At 61.4% G+C, this 15,612-nt stretch carries 15 protein-coding genes and 1 pseudogene; 4 read left to right on the top strand and 12 right to left on the bottom strand.

Annotation, left to right across the window (positions count from 1 at the left end; all coding sequences use genetic code 11):
* Window positions 1-127: 127 nt before the first annotated feature.
* The 4 genes from CO657_RS35350 to CO657_RS35335 all read right to left on the bottom strand — a co-directional run bounded on the left by CO657_RS35350 (window position 128) and on the right by CO657_RS35335 (window position 5,138).
* Window positions 128-361, bottom strand: coding sequence for a hypothetical protein (locus CO657_RS35350; protein WP_054184987.1), 234 nt, complete (start codon window positions 359-361; stop codon window positions 128-130).
* A gap of 51 nt (window positions 362-412) precedes the next feature.
* Window positions 413-883 (bottom strand): Hsp20 family protein, encoded by a 471-nt coding sequence (locus CO657_RS35345; protein ID WP_054184988.1) that lies wholly within the window; start codon window positions 881-883, stop codon window positions 413-415.
* Between the two features lie 425 nt (window positions 884-1,308).
* Window positions 1,309-1,569 carry a DUF4242 domain-containing protein gene (locus tag CO657_RS35340; RefSeq protein WP_003595804.1) on the bottom strand — a complete coding sequence of 87 codons (261 nt, stop codon included), beginning with the start codon at window positions 1,567-1,569 and terminating at the stop codon, window positions 1,309-1,311.
* Window positions 1,570-1,610: 41 nt separating this feature from the next.
* Window positions 1,611-5,138, bottom strand: a complete 3,528-nt coding sequence (locus CO657_RS35335) for an AAA family ATPase (protein WP_054184989.1) — start codon at window positions 5,136-5,138, stop codon at window positions 1,611-1,613.
* Between the two features lie 160 nt (window positions 5,139-5,298).
* Here CO657_RS35335 and CO657_RS35330 point away from each other — a divergent pair, with 160 nt between their 5' ends.
* Complete coding sequence (locus CO657_RS35330; RefSeq protein WP_054185013.1) at window positions 5,299-5,931, top strand: hypothetical protein; 633 nt, start codon at window positions 5,299-5,301, stop codon at window positions 5,929-5,931.
* A gap of 40 nt (window positions 5,932-5,971) precedes the next feature.
* On the opposite strand, the gene CO657_RS35325 is transcribed toward CO657_RS35330, so the two are convergent.
* Window positions 5,972-6,889 (bottom strand): DMT family transporter, encoded by a 918-nt coding sequence (locus CO657_RS35325; RefSeq protein WP_054185014.1) that lies wholly within the window; start codon window positions 6,887-6,889, stop codon window positions 5,972-5,974.
* Between the two features lie 72 nt (window positions 6,890-6,961).
* On the opposite strand from CO657_RS35325, the gene CO657_RS35320 reads away from it, so the two are divergent.
* Window positions 6,962-7,891, top strand: a complete 930-nt coding sequence (locus tag CO657_RS35320) for a LysR family transcriptional regulator (protein ID WP_003595796.1) — start codon at window positions 6,962-6,964, stop codon at window positions 7,889-7,891.
* A gap of 11 nt (window positions 7,892-7,902) precedes the next feature.
* Here the strand turns inward: CO657_RS35320 and CO657_RS35315 are convergent, their stop codons facing one another.
* The 6 genes and pseudogenes from CO657_RS35315 to CO657_RS35290 form a co-directional block, all read right to left on the bottom strand.
* Window positions 7,903-8,373 carry a GNAT family N-acetyltransferase gene (locus tag CO657_RS35315; RefSeq protein ID WP_054184990.1) on the bottom strand — a complete coding sequence of 157 codons (471 nt, stop codon included), beginning with the start codon at window positions 8,371-8,373 and terminating at the stop codon, window positions 7,903-7,905.
* Between the two features lie 93 nt (window positions 8,374-8,466).
* On the bottom strand, window positions 8,467-8,988 hold the full coding sequence (locus CO657_RS35310) for a DUF992 domain-containing protein (protein ID WP_003595792.1): 522 nt from the start codon (window positions 8,986-8,988) through the stop codon (window positions 8,467-8,469).
* Between the two features lie 423 nt (window positions 8,989-9,411).
* Window positions 9,412-9,576, bottom strand: a complete 165-nt coding sequence (locus CO657_RS35305) for a DUF1328 domain-containing protein (protein ID WP_003571841.1) — start codon at window positions 9,574-9,576, stop codon at window positions 9,412-9,414.
* Between the two features lie 99 nt (window positions 9,577-9,675).
* A pseudogene (locus CO657_RS35300) lies at window positions 9,676-10,265 on the bottom strand (hypothetical protein).
* 69 nt (window positions 10,266-10,334) lie between these two features.
* On the bottom strand, window positions 10,335-10,721 hold the full coding sequence (locus tag CO657_RS35295; RefSeq protein ID WP_054184992.1) for a VOC family protein: 387 nt from the start codon (window positions 10,719-10,721) through the stop codon (window positions 10,335-10,337).
* Between the two features lie 105 nt (window positions 10,722-10,826).
* Window positions 10,827-12,449, bottom strand: a complete 1,623-nt coding sequence (locus tag CO657_RS35290; protein ID WP_054184993.1) for an ABC-F family ATP-binding cassette domain-containing protein — start codon at window positions 12,447-12,449, stop codon at window positions 10,827-10,829.
* A gap of 180 nt (window positions 12,450-12,629) precedes the next feature.
* Here CO657_RS35290 and CO657_RS35285 point away from each other — a divergent pair, with 180 nt between their 5' ends.
* Window positions 12,630-12,959 carry a DUF6665 family protein gene (locus tag CO657_RS35285; protein ID WP_054184994.1) on the top strand — a complete coding sequence of 110 codons (330 nt, stop codon included), beginning with the start codon at window positions 12,630-12,632 and terminating at the stop codon, window positions 12,957-12,959.
* Window positions 12,960-13,057: 98 nt separating this feature from the next.
* On the top strand, window positions 13,058-13,924 hold the full coding sequence (locus tag CO657_RS35280; protein ID WP_054185015.1) for an aldose 1-epimerase family protein: 867 nt from the start codon (window positions 13,058-13,060) through the stop codon (window positions 13,922-13,924).
* A gap of 81 nt (window positions 13,925-14,005) precedes the next feature.
* Here the strand turns inward: CO657_RS35280 and CO657_RS35275 are convergent, their stop codons facing one another.
* Entirely contained in the window at window positions 14,006-15,589 is a 1,584-nt protein-coding gene (locus CO657_RS35275; RefSeq protein WP_054184995.1) for a DHA2 family efflux MFS transporter permease subunit, read from the bottom strand.
* Window positions 15,590-15,612 lie beyond the last annotated feature (23 nt).

Here is a 15,612-nt window from a genome sequence, read left to right as displayed (position 1 = left end):
GTATCCGCTCATGCAGAGCCAATTCGCCTCACGACAATAGTGCGAAGGCTTGAGCCGCGACCTCAAGACGGGGACTCAAATCACACAGCGATACGAAGGACGCCGCTGTCGTGCGGCGTCCCAGCTTTCACGCAGCATTTGCAATATTAATCCCGCGGGCGGACTCGACCAAAACCCGCAGCCGGTCTGGCTTTTTCACTCCTTGGCGATAGAGCTGCACGACGATGGCGGCGATGCGCTCGCCCTCCTCAGATGTCGGCTCCACTCCCGCTTTCGAAGCGACGATATCGAAGACGCTCTGGCAGATGCGCAGATCGGCAGCGCCGAAGTAGTCTGGCTTATCGAAACCGAGTGTTTTCATTATTTTCCGCAGGCGACGCCAGGCGTCGCCTGCGCCTCCGTTGATCAACGCTTACGCGACCTGCTTTTCACCTTCGATCTGCAGCGGCACCTGTATCTGGGCGCCATCACCAATCGCGATCTTGCGTGGCTTCATCGCCCCCGGAATCTCGCGTTTCAGATCGATGTGCAGCAGACCGTTTTTCAGCGAAGCGTTTTCCACGCTCACATGGTCGGCAAGCTCGAAGCGTCGCTCGAAGCCGCGCGTGGCGATACCACGGTGCAGATATTCAGCTTTGGCGTCATCGGCCTTCCCGCCCTTGACGAGAAGCAAGTTGCGCTCCTGCGTGATGTCGAGATCGCCATCCTCGAAGCCTGCGACTGCCATGACAATTCGGTACTCATTGTCACCGACCTTAAGGATGTCGTAGGGCGGCCAGGAGTCGACGGCCTGCAGGCGCTGCGGATTGTTCAGCAGCGAAAAAACCCGGTCGAAGCCGATGCTGGAGCGGTAGAGCGGTGCGAAGTCAAACTCAGTTCTCATGACCAAAACCTCCTAGAAGCGAGATGGAAAGGAACGAGGCGGAAACCTGCGTCCCCGGCTGTCGACCCCCTTCTGGGCTGCCGACGGTATCGATTTGGTTTTCGGTATTTTCGGTTTCAAGATGCCCTTGTGAAAAAATTTGGACCCGCATATTGGACCACAGGACAGCTCGTGAAGACTGAAAATGGAATAATCTGACGGACATTGCCTCGAAGGTTTTGTGATGCCAGGAAGCTCGGGTCGTCGTCGCAGCCCCGGGCAGGATTTGAGCATGTGCATGCTAAGGAGATCTGGGGGCATTCACAGGATCCTAGATCCTGCGGTCGCAGTAACCCCGGCCGGCCGAGCGGCCCTCACGCTCTGGTGAATTTCAAACTCTAACGCGAAGCGTGGCAATGCCTTGCGCCGGGCATGGCCGAGGAGCGCTACGCAAACATATTGGGACCGATCTCCTCGCTGACTTCGATGATCACATCCGCAGGGACATTGTTCCTCCGGGCCGCGGCGAGAATGGCTTCCGTACTAGGCGCCTCGTAAAGACAGTAGGTCTTTTTTCTGTCGGCGCTGAGAAAGGAAAAAATCCACTTCACTCCTTCCTGGTCATTGATCAGGTTGATTTGCTCGACCCCCTCTTTCGACAGATCGAGTTGTTCCGCGAAGTTTCTTTCAATGATGTAGCGTGGCATGACGAGACCTTCTTCCCACCAAAAGCAACGAACTGTTGGTTCTAATGAATCGTTGGCTTCAGTCGCTTTTGCAGCCGGACCATTCCCAGTTCGGCCGCGGTTGAACGGGCATTCTCGGATAGCAACATTGCTCTCTTTATCGCGGCCCGGCTACCCCTTTTCATTAGCAAGTCCGCATAATCTGCCTGCGTGTGTGCGAGCCACGGCCGCGAGCCGATCGCCGCGTTCATCTCGAGTGCGTGCTCAAAGTGCTCCGACGCTCTGTCGAATTCACCCAGCGCCGCTGCCAGCACGCCCAGATAGCGGCTTGCCGCGCCGAAGCAAACGGTCGCCATACCGATCGTTACGGTCATCTCCTTGTAGTCGAGCATAAGCTTATAGAGGGTCTGGGCAGCATCCGCGTCGCCGAGACCGGCGGCGACTTCCGTCAGGAACGAGAGGGACGCACTTCGCTTTCCGTCAAGCGGAAGGGCAAAGCGGGTGCGGGCAAGCTCGCTCAACCTCCGTTGAGCCGCATCGCGATAGCCGAGGTCAAAGGCAACCAACGCAAAACCCGGCAACCAGGTGGTTTCCTCTGGGCTTTCCTCAATCAGCAGTTTGATCACCGGTGCGACCTCCGAGAGGCGGCTTTGCTCCCGTCGAATCGCGAACATCTGCATTCCGTAAACGCCCTCCGGCGCAGCGCCAAGGATCCGCATGCCCAGCTTTAGCGCTTCTTCTGCAAATTCCTCCGCGGCGGTGAACCTTCCATCGAGGATGGCCATCATCGCTTTTGCGGTGCGAGCGTAGAACTGGACGTTCAGATGCTGCCGCTCGGTACCAAGTTGGTCCAGCGCGTCAACTGCCCGATCGGCTCGTGCGCGATCGCCGAGTTCCGTGGAGACATAGGCGTCAACGGAAAGCGCTCGGCTTTGCACATCGTCGTCATCGATCTCATCCGCGAGGCGCCTTATTTCATCGATGCGAGCGATTCGGTCGTTTCTTTCCGTGACGGACTTGACGGGTGCCGGCGTCAGAAATGGCAGAGCGGAGAGTTCCACAAGCGCGGTCTTGTCGCCAACCCGTAGGGCCAGTTCTATTCCTTCATCATGGCATTTTGCAGCCTTCTTGCTATCGCTCAGGTAGGTGTATGCCCGCGCAAGGCGGCTGAGAATTTGGCACCGTGAACTCATATCCGCTGGTTGAACCATCTCGAGGGCTTCCTCGAGAAGCGGCACCGTTTCGGCAAGCGAATTCGAAGAGAGGAATTTGGTACCGTCTAAGCCAATCACTGCGCGTATAAAGGCTTGCGTGTCGGCCGCCTTGCGGGCCAATGGCGCGGCCAGCCTGTATTTCGCCAGCGAATCCGTCATGCGACCCGCAGCGAACAGCGCGTCGCCGAGTTTGAGGATCGCGGTGAGCAGGTCTCTTTGCCGCTCAGGCCCTTCAGGCAGCTGCTCTGCAATTGCCAAGGCGTTCTGGAAATTGTCAACCGCCTCGTAGTTGGCTGATCGTGCGAGGGCGCGTTCTCCAGCCTTCATCCAGTATGGAAGCGCGAGCTCAATCCGTTGGGCTTTCTCGTAGTGCTGGGCGATGAGTTCGGGCTGCGTGGCAGCGACATCGTCATAATGTTCGACGAGAACCCTCGCGATCCTCTCGTGGAAATGCCGCCGGCGCCGGTTGAGGAGCGATTGGTAGGCCGCATCCTGAATGAGCGCATGTCGAAAAACCAGCGCATCATGCAAGACGCCGCCTTCGACGACGATCTGGCTGGTTTCGAGCTGGTTCAGTGCTGTCTCGAGCGCGCGGTCGTCGACACCTGCGATCTTCGAAAGAAGGCCGCGATCGAATTCCCTGCCTATTACGGCGGCGATCTGCGCGATCTCCTTGGCCGTCGTCGCTAAACGATCGAGACGTGTCATCAGGGAACCCTGCAGACTGTCCGGGATTTCTGCGTTGAGCGACGACGGCTTCCCGCTCTCCACGACCGAGCGGGCCAACTCCTCGACGAACAGCGGCACCCCGTCCGTTCGCTCCGCAATCCTTTCGGCGAGCTGTTCGGGAATGTCGGACACCATGGATTCGATCAGTTCACGCATCTGCTGCCTGGTAAGGCGCCCAACGGAGAGCGTCGTGGCCTGCGCCAGTCCGCCTGCCCAGTTCGCGCTCCATTCCGGTCGGTGGGTCACAACGACAAGGGCGGCGGCGCCGTGCAGCCGGCTGACGAGTTCTCTCAGCACTTCGCTGGTGGATGGATCCATCCAGTGCGCGTCTTCGAAAACCATGAGCACCGGTGCGATCCTGGCGGCAAGCAGCAAGCGGTTCACCAATGTGCGAACGAGAAGCTCCTTGCGCTGGTGGGCGGAGAGATCCGGCGGCCTGAACTCGTCGCCGACGTCGAGCGAAAGCAGCTCGGCATAGATGGCGCCAACGTCGGCAGGATTTTCGCCGTAGCGGCGCACAAGCGTGCGAAACTTTTCGATGCGCGTGTTGCGGTCATCTGCCGGCGTAAACGACGCAACCCGGCTCAGTCGCTCGACGATCGGGTAAAAGGCCGAGGTAGCGTGATAGGGTGAACACTGCAATCGGATGAGTTCATGCTGAGTCTCTTGCAGGCGTTCTTCGAAAGCCTCGACAAGCCGGGATTTCCCGATGCCGGCCTCCCCCGACAGGAAGACCGCCTGGCCTTGCCCCGCCTTCGCCAACTCCCACCGTTCGAGCAGCAGGCCGATCTCACTAACGCGCCCGACAAATTTCGAAAGCCCGCTGGCATGCGCGGCTTCGAAACGGCTATCCACCTCTCGCTGACCGCGGACTTCGAACAGCGCAATTGGCGAGGTGAAGCCTTTGAGATCCTGCGCGCCGAGGCTCTCGATTTCGAACGACTGCCCCGCGAGGCGACGGGTGCTGTCGGAGATCACGATCTGGCCCGGGACGGCCGCGGCCTGCAGGCGTGCTGCCAGGTTGGGAGTGTCTCCTGCGATCGATGCCCGCTCCTTCGCGCTGCCGTCAGTGTTGCCAACGACCACGCGCCCGGATGCGATGCCGATGCGGGCCTTCAATCGCTCTGCGTTGGGCGGCTGCAGGGCGTCGACGGCGGCCATCGCCGCGAGGCCGGCCCGGATTGAACGCTCGGCATGGTCCTCGTAAGCCATTGGCCACCCGAAATAGGCTAGCACCCCATCGCCGAGATATTTGGCGACGTAGCCTCCGAAGCGCGTGACGGCGCCGGCGACGCTATCCTGATAATGGCGGGTCAACTCGTGCATGTCTTCCGGGTCGAGCTCTGCTGACAGCGCTGTCGACCCGACCAGGTCGCAGAAGAGCACGCTGAGCAGTCGCCGGTCGGCCGCAGCTTCGGATACTGCCTCGGTAGCGGCCGAAGCAGGAGGCTGTTCGTCCGGGCGTTGGTGCGCAAGGTCGTTTATGGCAGCTAGAATAATCTTCCGATGCCCCAGCGAGACACCGAGCTCCTGGAGATCGGATTCGGCAAGATGAGGAAGCGCTCGCAGATCGACATCATTCTCGACAAAGGTGTCGGCGTACTTGCCGAGACCGAGTTGACCTAGCCAATCCTCAATCGTCTGCATCGACGTTGATCCTGCTCCAGTGTTCTTAAAAATACCACGAACGCCGGTGTCGTGCCACGCTGTGGCGCAAGAGCTGTTCGTCTTGGCGGGAAGCGAGGACTCACTGTATCTATTGTGGTAATCGTTGACGGGGCCGCGCCTTGATCCCATCTGTGTGCGCATGGCGAGAAACAAGAGGAATGACACCCCGGCACTGCTCGAAACGTGGACGCTGCCGCCCGCGGCCACTCTAGGGTCTTCCGTGCGCGCCAAGGGAATCCTCTTGGAAATCCGTGCGCGCCTCCCATCGTCTGTGCGAAAATCGCTGGATATCAGCGGGAGGGCTTTGACGCTGGCAATGCCTGAAAGCGCAAGGAGCGAGTTTCGGCACGCCTCGGCGATCATTGCGAAGTCGCTCGAAGGCGTCGAAAGCCTGCCGGTCATCCCGCGCGAAATCGAGGACATCCTTACAATATCAACGACCGAGAGACGTCGCTGGCTGGAGGACGGCCGCCTGCCCAGCGCGGGAACGCGAACCGTGAAGCTTAGAGGCCGAGCCAGGCAGATCACCTTCCACGTCTTCGAACCACGGATGGTGGAGGATCTGCTCGATCGGGGCGCTGTCGAAGAGTGGCGTGAAGAGGACGCCGCGGCTGCCATGGAGAACAGGCGGAAAGCTGCCTACAAGGCGAAGCTGACGCGTTCACTGAAGAAGGACAGTAAGGCGACTGCGGCATCGCAGGACGTCATCGAAGAAGCCTCCGCAAAGCTGCGGGGCTGGGAAGAGTTTGGGCGCGACGGGCTGCTCCGCTAGTCTGGACCAGACCCCGATCACCTTCCAGGGCAAATTGCGCCTATCGCTTCCGCATCACATTGACGACCAGCACACCGAGGATCGCCATTACGCCACCGGCTGCACCGAGCGCCGTCGGCGTCTCGCCCAGCCAGACGAAGCCGATCAGCGTTGCAACGGGCGGGACGCCATAGAGGAAATTCGAAGCGCGGGCGGCCGTCAGCCGCTTCAGCGCGATCGCCCAGGTGAGGTAGCCGATCGCCGTCGGGAAGATGACGAGATAGGCAACGCCCCAATTGACCTCTGCCGGGGCGGCGGCCAACGCCTGGACCGTTGCCGGAACAGCCGGAAGCAGCGGCACGGAACCGATCAGCAGGATCCAGGCGGTGACGGCAAGCGCCGGCAGCCGACCGAGCAGCGGCTTCTGCAATACGCTGGCGATCGCCGAGCAGAGCGCTGCGCCAAGGATGAGAACGGCATTCGGATCGAGCTTGAAGCCGCCGTCGGAGGCGACCGCAATCAGCGCCACGCCGCCGAAGGAAATGGCGGTGCCCGCCCAGCCCCAGCGGCCGAAGCGCTCGCCGAGCGCGAATGTGGCGATGAGGGCGGTGAAGACCGGCATGGTGTTGATGATGAAGCTCGCCGGTCCTGCCGCAACCGTCTGCTCGCCGGTGTTCAACAGAACCGCATAAGCGGCGATGAAAAGCACGGCGGCAACGGAAAGACGGACGGAATCGCGTTTTTCCGGCATCGGCCGGTAGATGGCGAGATAGACCAGCGCGATGACGCCGGCGGCGACGTAACGCGCCGTAGCAAGCTCGATCGGCGTCAACGGCCCGAGGCAGATGCGGATCACCACGAAGGAAGACGCCCAGAAGAGGATGGTGACGACGATCGCAGCAAAGGCCACCAGATCGAACCCGCCTTGCTCTTTCGTCGAAATTGGTGTGCTTGCCGCCATGCTCATTTTCGCCTCCATATATTCCTGAAACAGTGAGTAGCCCTTCGATGCGTGCTTGAAAAGCATCGCAATCGATGATCAAATGTGTCCATGGTTCACAGCTCACCGGTTCTTCCGCCGCTCGATACGCTCGAAACCTTTGCCCGCGCTGCCCGGCTCGGATCATTTTCCGCCGCGGCCGAGGAGAGCGGTATCACTCATGGCGCGGTGTCGCGGCAGGTCTCGCGCCTCGAGCGCTGGATGGGGGTGCGCCTGTTTGCCCGCGAAGCCAGAGGTGTGCGCCTGACGCCGGAGGGCATGCGTTTTTTCGCGCGGGCAGAAGAAGCGCTTGCGCTGCTCGGCAACAGTGGCGAGCGCTGGCTGCCTCGCCGCAACAAGGCGGTGGTGCGTCTTTCGGTGACGCCCTCCGTCGCCTCGTTGTGGCTGTTTCAGCGCCTGGCGAAGCTTGAAGGAAACGAGCTGCATGTCGAACTGACGCTCGAACACCGGCTGGCGGATTTCGGCGAAGGTACGGACCTTGCCATCCGCTGCGGCAAAGGCCCATGGGCCGGCGTGCGCGCCCTGCCGCTGTGGCAGGAGAAGTCGTTTCCGATCGCCGCCCCGGCGCTGGCAGACCGGCTCGGTAAGCGATCCGACGCTCTTTCGCTGCTCGACCTGCCGATCCTGCACGATTCGAATATCGAAGGCTGGCGCCGCTGGCTCGCTCGCGAGGCAGTCGACTATACGCCGCGCGGCCACGATCGCCGCTTTGAGGATTACAATCTGGTGATCGATGCCTGTGCGCAAGGGCTCGGCATCGCGCTCGCCCGGCCGCCGCTATCGGATGCCGCGCTGGCATCCGGGCGCGTCGTCGCCGTGTCGGCGCGCACGCTCGATTATCACGTGGCCTTTCATCTGATCCGACCGGACGATGCGCTCAGAAGCCCGGCCATCGAATTTGCCAGCCGCTTCCTGCGCGAGGCCGGCCATGATGAGGCGACGATCGCCGCTTTTGTCGCACCCGGCCGGGCGAAAACGTAAGCGGGAGATCCTTACTCCGCCGGAAACTGCAGGCGCATTTCCTTGGCCAGTTCGAAACCGGCGGCCCGATAGACCGGCTCGCCGGCATCCGAGGCATGGATGACGGCTGTGGTGCAGCCGATCGATTTCAGATAGTCGGCGGCCTTGTTGGTCAGCGCCGATGCGATGCCGCGCCGGCGGAAGTCGTCGGCGACATAGACGGACCAGATGTAACCGTGCAGCCGCTGTGCTTCCCGGACCACCTCCGGAAATGGCGATTGATGCAGCTGGCAGGATGCGGAACCGGCGATTTCACCGTCGACAATGGCAAGGAACGATGTCAGACGCCGCTCCTCGCGGCCGCTTCTGATGAAAGATAAGATCCGCGCCGCCGCATCGGGCCTGTAATGTTCCGGTGGCGTGCCGTAGCTGTCCCAGATCTTCAGATAGTGCCCCACAAGGACCTCATCCTCATCGGGCGTTGCCATTCGAATATCGATCATGTCGTGATCCGGCTGGGCTGCGTGGCGCGAAATCGGCCTCAATGACGTGACGCTCCCTGCCGTATCGCGGCAGGGAGCGTCAAAAAAGGCATATCAATTGTCGGCCGTCAACGTCATCGAGGCGCTGCCGGCGGCAACATTGAGGCCGAGCTGGCCGGTCAGGCTGACCGTCTGCAGATGGATCGAGCCGGAAGTGCCACCGACCAGCAGATTGGCGCCGACACCGGCACCGAGCGTCGCCTCGGCGGTGGCGCCGACATAGAGGCCGGCAAGCGATCCGCGGTGATAACCGGCGGTCGGCGCGAACACCGCCCAGATCAGGCGGCTGCGCGTGGTGAAGCCAAGGTCAATGCCAAGCTTTCTCACTTCGCCGGTATAACGATCCGAAAGCTCATTGCCGACGGTCGACTGGAAGATGCAATCGGCCTCCTTGGAGGAACCGAGCACATAACCCGTACCGCCGCCGATATCGCAGGTGAGGTAACCGATCTTGACGCCATTGCGCAGGTCCGGCTCTTCATATGTCCTGGTGGCGAGGTCGGCGGCATTGACCGCCCCTGCGCCGACAACCGTCAACGATACCGCGGCAAACGCCGTCGCAAGAATTTTATTCATAAGTCTCTCCTTCTCAAATCGTGACGGGAGCATACCCGGCTACTCGCCACCAGATTCGGCAACAGATAACGGACGGGACCGCAAAACGATCCGATCCCGCACCATTTTCGCATCGCAAGTCAAAGCGCCTGGGAGGCGCAAGCGACAAACAGGTTTACGGTTCAGCCCCCAATGGGACATTTCGAAGGCACTAATTCACGCCATCCGGTTATTTCATGATGTTGTCAGGAATGGTTGCCGGAAAGGCACGGTCCTGTTTGCCGTCGACTTTCCGTGGGCGGCATTCATGCAGCGGCTCATGCGGATTTTGCAGGGGCCGACCGCAACCGGACGGAAACCGTCAGTGGTGGAGACGCCAAAGGTGGCAATAAAGAAAAACCCGGCGATGTGTTCGCCGGGTTTTTATACTTGCTCGATCCGCTTTTATACTCTTCGCATAAAGCGCATGACGAGAGATACGACGAACAGCACCAGGAAAATAAAGAACAGAACCTGGGCAATAGAAGCTGAAGCCCCTGCTATACCGCCAAATCCGAGGACGCCGGCAATCAAGGCCACAACGAGAAACACCAGAGCGTAATAAAGCATCGCAATCTCCTTTTACGTTGCTGCTCACATAACGGAGGCCGACCCCATTTGGTTCCCTGTCCCTCTCACGGCCGGCGGATGCAACCGCATCGGCCTGGTTCAGCCGAAATGGAAGGCGCCGCTGAACATCCTGTCGCCTTCATTCGGCTCGGGGGCTCGGCCGCATCTAGATAGGCCTTGAGCGGCCCGGTCAGGACGAACCAGATGCTCGCCCCCAGCATGAAACAGGCTCCCGCCGGGTCATCGATGCGGGCGATGAAGGGAAGGCAGGCGGAGGAAAACAGGACGATGATCCGCACCGACCACTCCGCCTCGCGTTTGGCGATGGCGCGTGCTCTCAGCGACTTGTACTCCCGGGCGCCGTAGCCGCCTCCCCTTGCCTTCACGGCCGAAAGCAGTTTTCGTGCTGACGGCAGCGCCAGCATGATCAGCGCGGCAACACCGAGCGCGAACGGTTTGCCGGCCAGGACCTGCCCGCTGGCGATCAGCAGAAAGGCGAGCACGACGAGATTCCATGTCGGCTCCAGCAGCTCCGGCGGTTGCCGCGTGCGAAGATGCCAGCTCCGCAGCAAGCCCGCCGCGCCGTGCAGTAGCGGCTGATCGATATAGCGATTGATCCAGTCCATGCCGATGCGCCCGGTCCCGATTGCATGAAGAGGGCTCCGAACACCACGGAATTTGGTCATCATCGTGGCAATAAGCACCGAATCCGTCCTTCGCGAGAAGGAAGCGGCCTGCCGAGGCCTTGGATGCAACGTTTAGCGCAGTTCCTGCGCAACCTCCCAGACATGACCGGACGGATCCGCAAAAGCGGCCGTACGGCGGCCCCATGGACGATCGATCGGACCGTTGAGCAGCGTCACGCCAAGCCTTCGCAGCTCCGTGCAGACCGCATCGACATCATCGACCTTGATCGTCAGCAGAACGCGACTGCCCGAGCCGGATGCCGCCACCGTCGAGGGCTCGACCAGCTGAGGCGCTTCGCTTACCTGCAGCAGATTGACCATCGTTTCCGAAAATTTCAGCACCGAGCAGACGTCGTCCTGGTAGACGAGATCGGCGGCAAAGACCTTTTGATAAAATGCCCTCGCCGCGTCGATCTCGTCGACGAACAGGGTGATGACCTCGATCCTGTCCAGCAGCATGGGCGGTTCTCCTCCGTTGCTCCGACCGTCCGGCCGATATCGCCGGCCGGCTCGTTGCTGGTCGCTTCGACGCCGACGGTTTCGACATGTCGCACAAAATAATCGTCAGTTCCTGAGACCCGGCGCCTCGTGACCGGTGCGCGCAACATATTCGGTGTAGCCGCCGCCATATTGATGGATGCCCTCGGGCGTCAGCTCCAGCACCCGGTTGGAGAGTGCGGCGAGGAAATGCCGGTCATGCGAGACGAACAGCATGGTGCCCTCATATTGCGACAACGCCTTGATCAGCATCTCCTTGGTGTCGAGGTCGAGATGGTTCGTCGGCTCGTCGAGCACCAGCAGGTTCGGCGGGTCGAACAGCATTATCGCCATGACCAGCCGCGCCTTCTCGCCGCCCGACAGCACGCGGCACCGCTTCTCGACATCGTCGCCGGAAAAGCCGAAACATCCGGCGAGCGCCCGCAACGGCCCCTGCCCCGCTTGCGGAAACCGGTCTTCCAGCGCTTGGAAAACGGTGTGCTCGCCGTCGAGAATATCCATGGCGTGCTGGGCGAAATAGCCCATCTTGACGCTGGCGCCGAGAGCGACGCTGCCTTCATCAGGCTCGGCGGTACCCGTCACCAGCTTCAGCAGTGTCGACTTGCCGGCGCCGTTGATGCCCATGATGCACCAGCGCTCCCGCCGCCGCACCATGAAATCCAGCCCTTCATAGATGCTTCGGCTGCCGTACTTCTTGTGGACGTTCTTGAGGCTGACCACGTCCTCGCCGGATCGCGGCGCCGGCTGGAATTCGAAGGAAACGACCTGACGGCGCTTGGGCGGCTCCACCCGGTCGATCTTCTCCAGCTTCTTGACGCGGCTCTGCACCTGCGAGGCATGCGAAGCCCGCGCCTTGAACCGCTCGATGAACTTGATTTCCTTGGCCAGCATCGCCTGCTGGCGCTCGAACTGGGCCAGTTGCTGCTTCTCGTTCTGTGCCCGCTGCTGCTCGTAGAATTCGTAATCGCCCGAATAGGTCGTCAATGCGCCGCCCTCGATCTCGATGATCTTGGTGATGATGCGGTTCATGAACTCGCGGTCGTGCGAGGTCATCAGCAGCGCACCTTCGTAGCCTTTCAGGAACTCCTCCAGCCAGATCAGGCTTTCGAGATCCAGATGGTTGCTCGGCTCATCGAGCAGCATGACATCGGGACGCATGAGCAGGATGCGGGCGAGCGCCACGCGCATCTTCCAGCCGCCCGACAACGCCCCGACATCGCCGTCCATCATCTCCTGGCTGAAGCTCAGGCCGGCGAGCACTTCGCGGGCGCGCCCTTCGAGCGCATAACCGTCCAGTTCCTCGTAACGCGCCTGCACCTCGCCATAACGCTCGATGATCTTGTCCATGTCGTCGGCCTGCTCGTGATCGGCCATGGCCGCCTCGAGCTCACGCAATTGCCCGGCAACGAGGCTGACCGGGCCGGCGCCGTTCATCACCTCGGCGACGGCACTGTGACCCGCCATCTCACCGACGTCCTGGTTGAAGTAGCCGATGGTGACGCCCTTTTCGCAGGAGACCTGCCCTTCGTCGGGCTGCTCCTCGCCGTTGATCATCCGGAAGATCGTCGTCTTGCCGGCACCGTTCGGGCCGACGAGGCCGATCTTCTCGCCTCTGTTGAGCGCTGCAGACGCCTCGATGAAGAGGATCCGATGACTGAGTTGTTTGCTGATATTCTCGATACGAATCATGATGTGCGCGGGACCCGGGGAAAGATTTAGGCGCCCTTATGCCACGCATGGAAATGGCAGGATAGGCCCCGTTTCCGCCCCTTTCGAAGTGCGGGCGGTTTCGCCGACATCATGCTTGCTTCTTTAATTTGGGACAGGATTGGATAGTATCGTGGCTCGCGCCAAGGAGAAGCTGTGCCAATGAGCGTCCGTCCGCCGCAATCCTTCCGACAGTCGCAGCAGAATGCAAACGGCTTCAACGTCCTCGAATACGAGCTGATGTCGGAACGCGCCGATGCGCTCGGGCGTCACGGGCTGAAGGTGGAGTCAGCACTTGCCGCGCTGAAGGCCTGGGCCGCCGACCGCCAGAGTGCCGAAGAACGCGAGACACTTCTCAATGCAGCGTCCGACGCCGTTTGGGCCTTCTTCATCCAGCGTGAGATCTGCGGGCTCAGAAACAACCGCGACGCCGTTCAGCGCTACGGCATCCCGAACGAGGTAATCGCGCGATTGGGCGCGGTGCGGAAATAACGCTGTGTGACGGCGGAGGCCGCTCCCTTCCCTATTGAGTGGAAATCAACGGCGCAGAAAGATATGGCTTGGTGCCGAACCAGCGAAAGGGAATTGCGATGCCAAGCTCGATGCGGATTGGAAACCAGCATCTCACTGTCGACATCTCCTCCCTCGGGGCCGAGATGCAGGCGCTCTCCACCAGCGACGGGCGCTCATGGCTGTGGACGGGCGACGCAGCCTTCTGGAGCGGACGGTCGCCGATCCTTTTCCCGATCGTCGGCAAGGCGCCGGATGACAAGATAGCCATTGACGGCACGATCTATCCGATGGCTCAGCATGGTTTTGCGCGCCGCAGCGAATTTGCGCTTGCGGAATCCACCGCGACGATGTGCCGATACGAACTGGTCGCCTCGGCGGCCACCCAGGCGGTCTATCCATTCGATTTTCAGCTGGCTGTGACCCATGCGATCGAGGGACGCGCCCTGACGGTGACGGCAGACGTTGCCAACCGCGACCAAAAGCCGATGCCGTTTGGCCTCGGGTTCCATTCGGCCTTTGTCTGGCCGCTGCCGGGTGCTGCCGGGCACGCCCATCTCGTTACGCTCGACAATAAGGGTGAGCCGCCGCTTGTGCGGCTGCAGGGTGGCCTCGTCAACCCTACGCCGCTGCCCTCGCCGTTCAAGGACGGCCGGCTGGTGCTCGATCACGCAATGTTCGATGAGGATGCGATGATCTTTCCGCAAGGAGCGGGCGAAGGCTTGAGTTATGGCGGCGAAGACGGGCCGACCATGCGGTTCCGGTTCGAAAACCTGCCCAATCTCGCCCTGTGGACCAAACCGGGCGCGCCCTTCCTCTGCATCGAGCCTTGGCATGGAACGGCGGCGGAAGCTGGAAGCTCTGGCGAGCTTTCGAAGCGGCCATCGACGACGATCCTGGCGCCGGGCGCGATCGCTCGCTTCGCCTTTACCGTCGAGATTTCATAGTAGAAGGCCCCGCGCCCGACAGAGCGCGCGACGCAGGCTTTTCTCCGGCGCAGCTTTTGCAGCTGTCGCCGGAGGCCGTTGTCAGTGCGCGCCGGCGCCAGCGCCAGCCCGCGGCTTCTGGGTGAGCAGCAGGGCGATGGCGGCAATGGCAAGAACCACGCCGATCACGGCGAAGGTATCGGCAAAGCCCAGGATCAGGGCCTGGCGCCTGACGATCTGACCGAGAGCGACAACGGCCTTCTGCCCGGCGAGAGCGGGGTCGGAAATGCCGTGCTGCATGAAATAGGCGGTCGTTTGCGCAAGCCGGTCGCGGACCTCATCGCGGCTAAGCGTTACCGACTGGCCGATGATGTTGGAGTGAAACTGCTCGCGCTTGGTCAGTACCGTGCCGAGCGTTGCCGTGCCGACGGCGCCGCCGAGATTGCGCAGCATATTGGTCAGGCCCGAGGCGGCGGCGGCATCAGTGGCTGCGATACCGGCGGTGGTGATGGCGGTGATCGGCGTCAGCACCAGCGCCTGGCCGATGGCGCGAACGATGTTCGGGATCCAGAACTGGTCGCCCGCGATATCGGCCGAAAGCGTGACGTTCATGAAGCAGCTGATCGCGAAGATCGAGATGCCCAGAAAGCCGATGTAACGCGCATCGAAGCGCTTCATCATCATCGGAACCAGCGGGATCAGCAGCAGCTGCGGCAGACCAGTCCAGGCCAGCACCATGCCGATCTGCTCGGCATTATAGCGCTGCACCTGGCCGAGATATTGCGGCAGGATATAGACGGTGCCGAAGAGGGCGACGCCGACCAGCACGTTGACGGCAACGCCGATGCCGAAATTGCGCTGCGTCAGCAGGCTGAGTTTGACCAGCGGCTTCTTGACGGTCAGCTCGATCCAGATGAAGGCGGCAAGGAAGACGAAGGCGAGGATGCTGAGCTTGACGATGAAGGGCGAGGAGAACCAGTCCTCCTTATTGCCTTCTTCGAGAACTGTCTGCAGCGCCGAGAGACCAATCGCCATGGTGAAAATTCCCGCCCAGTCGCCTTGCCTCAGCAGGTGGAGCTGCATCGGCTGCTTGTCGAGCGTCAGCGCAAGAGCCACCGCCATGACGGCACTCGGGATGGCGTTGATGAAGAAGATCGTCTGCCAGCCGTAGTTTTCGGTGAGATAGCCGCCGATGGTCGGGCCGATTGCCGGCGCGAAGGTGACCGAGAGCGCAAAGATCGCCAGGCCGAGCGGCTGCTGCGGTTTCGGCAGCTTGGTCAGCACCATGGTGAAGGCCATCGGGATCAGCACGCCGCCGGCAAAACCCTGCAGGCCGCGCAGCACGATCATCGTGCCGAGATCATGGGCGAAGGCGCAGGCGATCGAAAACAGTGGAAACAGGATGGAGTTGACCAGGATATAGCGGCGGAACGAAAACACGCTGCTGAAATAGGCCGTCAGCGGAATGACGACGATCTCGCCGATCAGGTAGGAGGTGGAGATCCACGCGCCGTTGTCGACGCCTGTTCCGATGCCGCCCTCGATATCGAGGAGGGAGGCATTGGTGATCTGGATGTTGAGGATCGCCATGAAAGCGCCGATCATGCCGGCGAGGACGGCGATCCATTCTCTGGTGCTGGCGCGCGGTTGCGAAATGGCCCCAGCGGTGGCTGCAATGCTGGACATGACACGATCTCCTGGTCCCTGCG

It is taken from the genome of Rhizobium acidisoli, from assembly GCF_002531755.2.
In the GTDB taxonomy this organism is placed as follows: Bacteria; Pseudomonadota; Alphaproteobacteria; order Rhizobiales; family Rhizobiaceae; genus Rhizobium; species Rhizobium acidisoli.
The sequence above is the reverse complement of the archived record's forward strand: the minus strand, read 5'-3'. Positions and strand labels throughout refer to the sequence as shown.

Bases quoted from the DNA above. Each gene is read 5' to 3' on its own strand.
- CO657_RS35350 (WP_054184987.1), bottom strand. From the start codon at position 361: ATGAAAACACTCGGTTTCGATAAGCCAGACTACTTCGGCGCTGCCGAT.
- CO657_RS35345 (WP_054184988.1), bottom strand. From the start codon at position 883: ATGAGAACTGAGTTTGACTTCGCACCGCTCTACCGCTCCAGCATCGGC.
- CO657_RS35340 (WP_003595804.1), bottom strand. From the start codon at position 1,569: ATGCCACGCTACATCATTGAAAGAAACTTCGCGGAACAACTCGATCTG.
- CO657_RS35335 (WP_054184989.1), bottom strand. From the start codon at position 5,138: ATGCAGACGATTGAGGATTGGCTAGGTCAACTCGGTCTCGGCAAGTAC.
- CO657_RS35330 (WP_054185013.1), top strand. From the start codon at position 5,299: ATGGCGAGAAACAAGAGGAATGACACCCCGGCACTGCTCGAAACGTGG.
- CO657_RS35325 (WP_054185014.1), bottom strand. From the start codon at position 6,889: ATGGAGGCGAAAATGAGCATGGCGGCAAGCACACCAATTTCGACGAAA.
- CO657_RS35320 (WP_003595796.1), top strand. From the start codon at position 6,962: ATGGTTCACAGCTCACCGGTTCTTCCGCCGCTCGATACGCTCGAAACC.
- CO657_RS35315 (WP_054184990.1), bottom strand. From the start codon at position 8,373: ATGATCGATATTCGAATGGCAACGCCCGATGAGGATGAGGTCCTTGTG.
- CO657_RS35310 (WP_003595792.1), bottom strand. From the start codon at position 8,988: ATGAATAAAATTCTTGCGACGGCGTTTGCCGCGGTATCGTTGACGGTT.
- CO657_RS35305 (WP_003571841.1), bottom strand. From the start codon at position 9,576: ATGCTTTATTACGCTCTGGTGTTTCTCGTTGTGGCCTTGATTGCCGGC.
- CO657_RS35295 (WP_054184992.1), bottom strand. From the start codon at position 10,721: ATGCTGCTGGACAGGATCGAGGTCATCACCCTGTTCGTCGACGAGATC.
- CO657_RS35290 (WP_054184993.1), bottom strand. From the start codon at position 12,449: ATGATTCGTATCGAGAATATCAGCAAACAACTCAGTCATCGGATCCTC.
- CO657_RS35285 (WP_054184994.1), top strand. From the start codon at position 12,630: ATGAGCGTCCGTCCGCCGCAATCCTTCCGACAGTCGCAGCAGAATGCA.
- CO657_RS35280 (WP_054185015.1), top strand. From the start codon at position 13,058: ATGCCAAGCTCGATGCGGATTGGAAACCAGCATCTCACTGTCGACATC.
- CO657_RS35275 (WP_054184995.1), bottom strand. From the start codon at position 15,589: ATGTCCAGCATTGCAGCCACCGCTGGGGCCATTTCGCAACCGCGCGCC.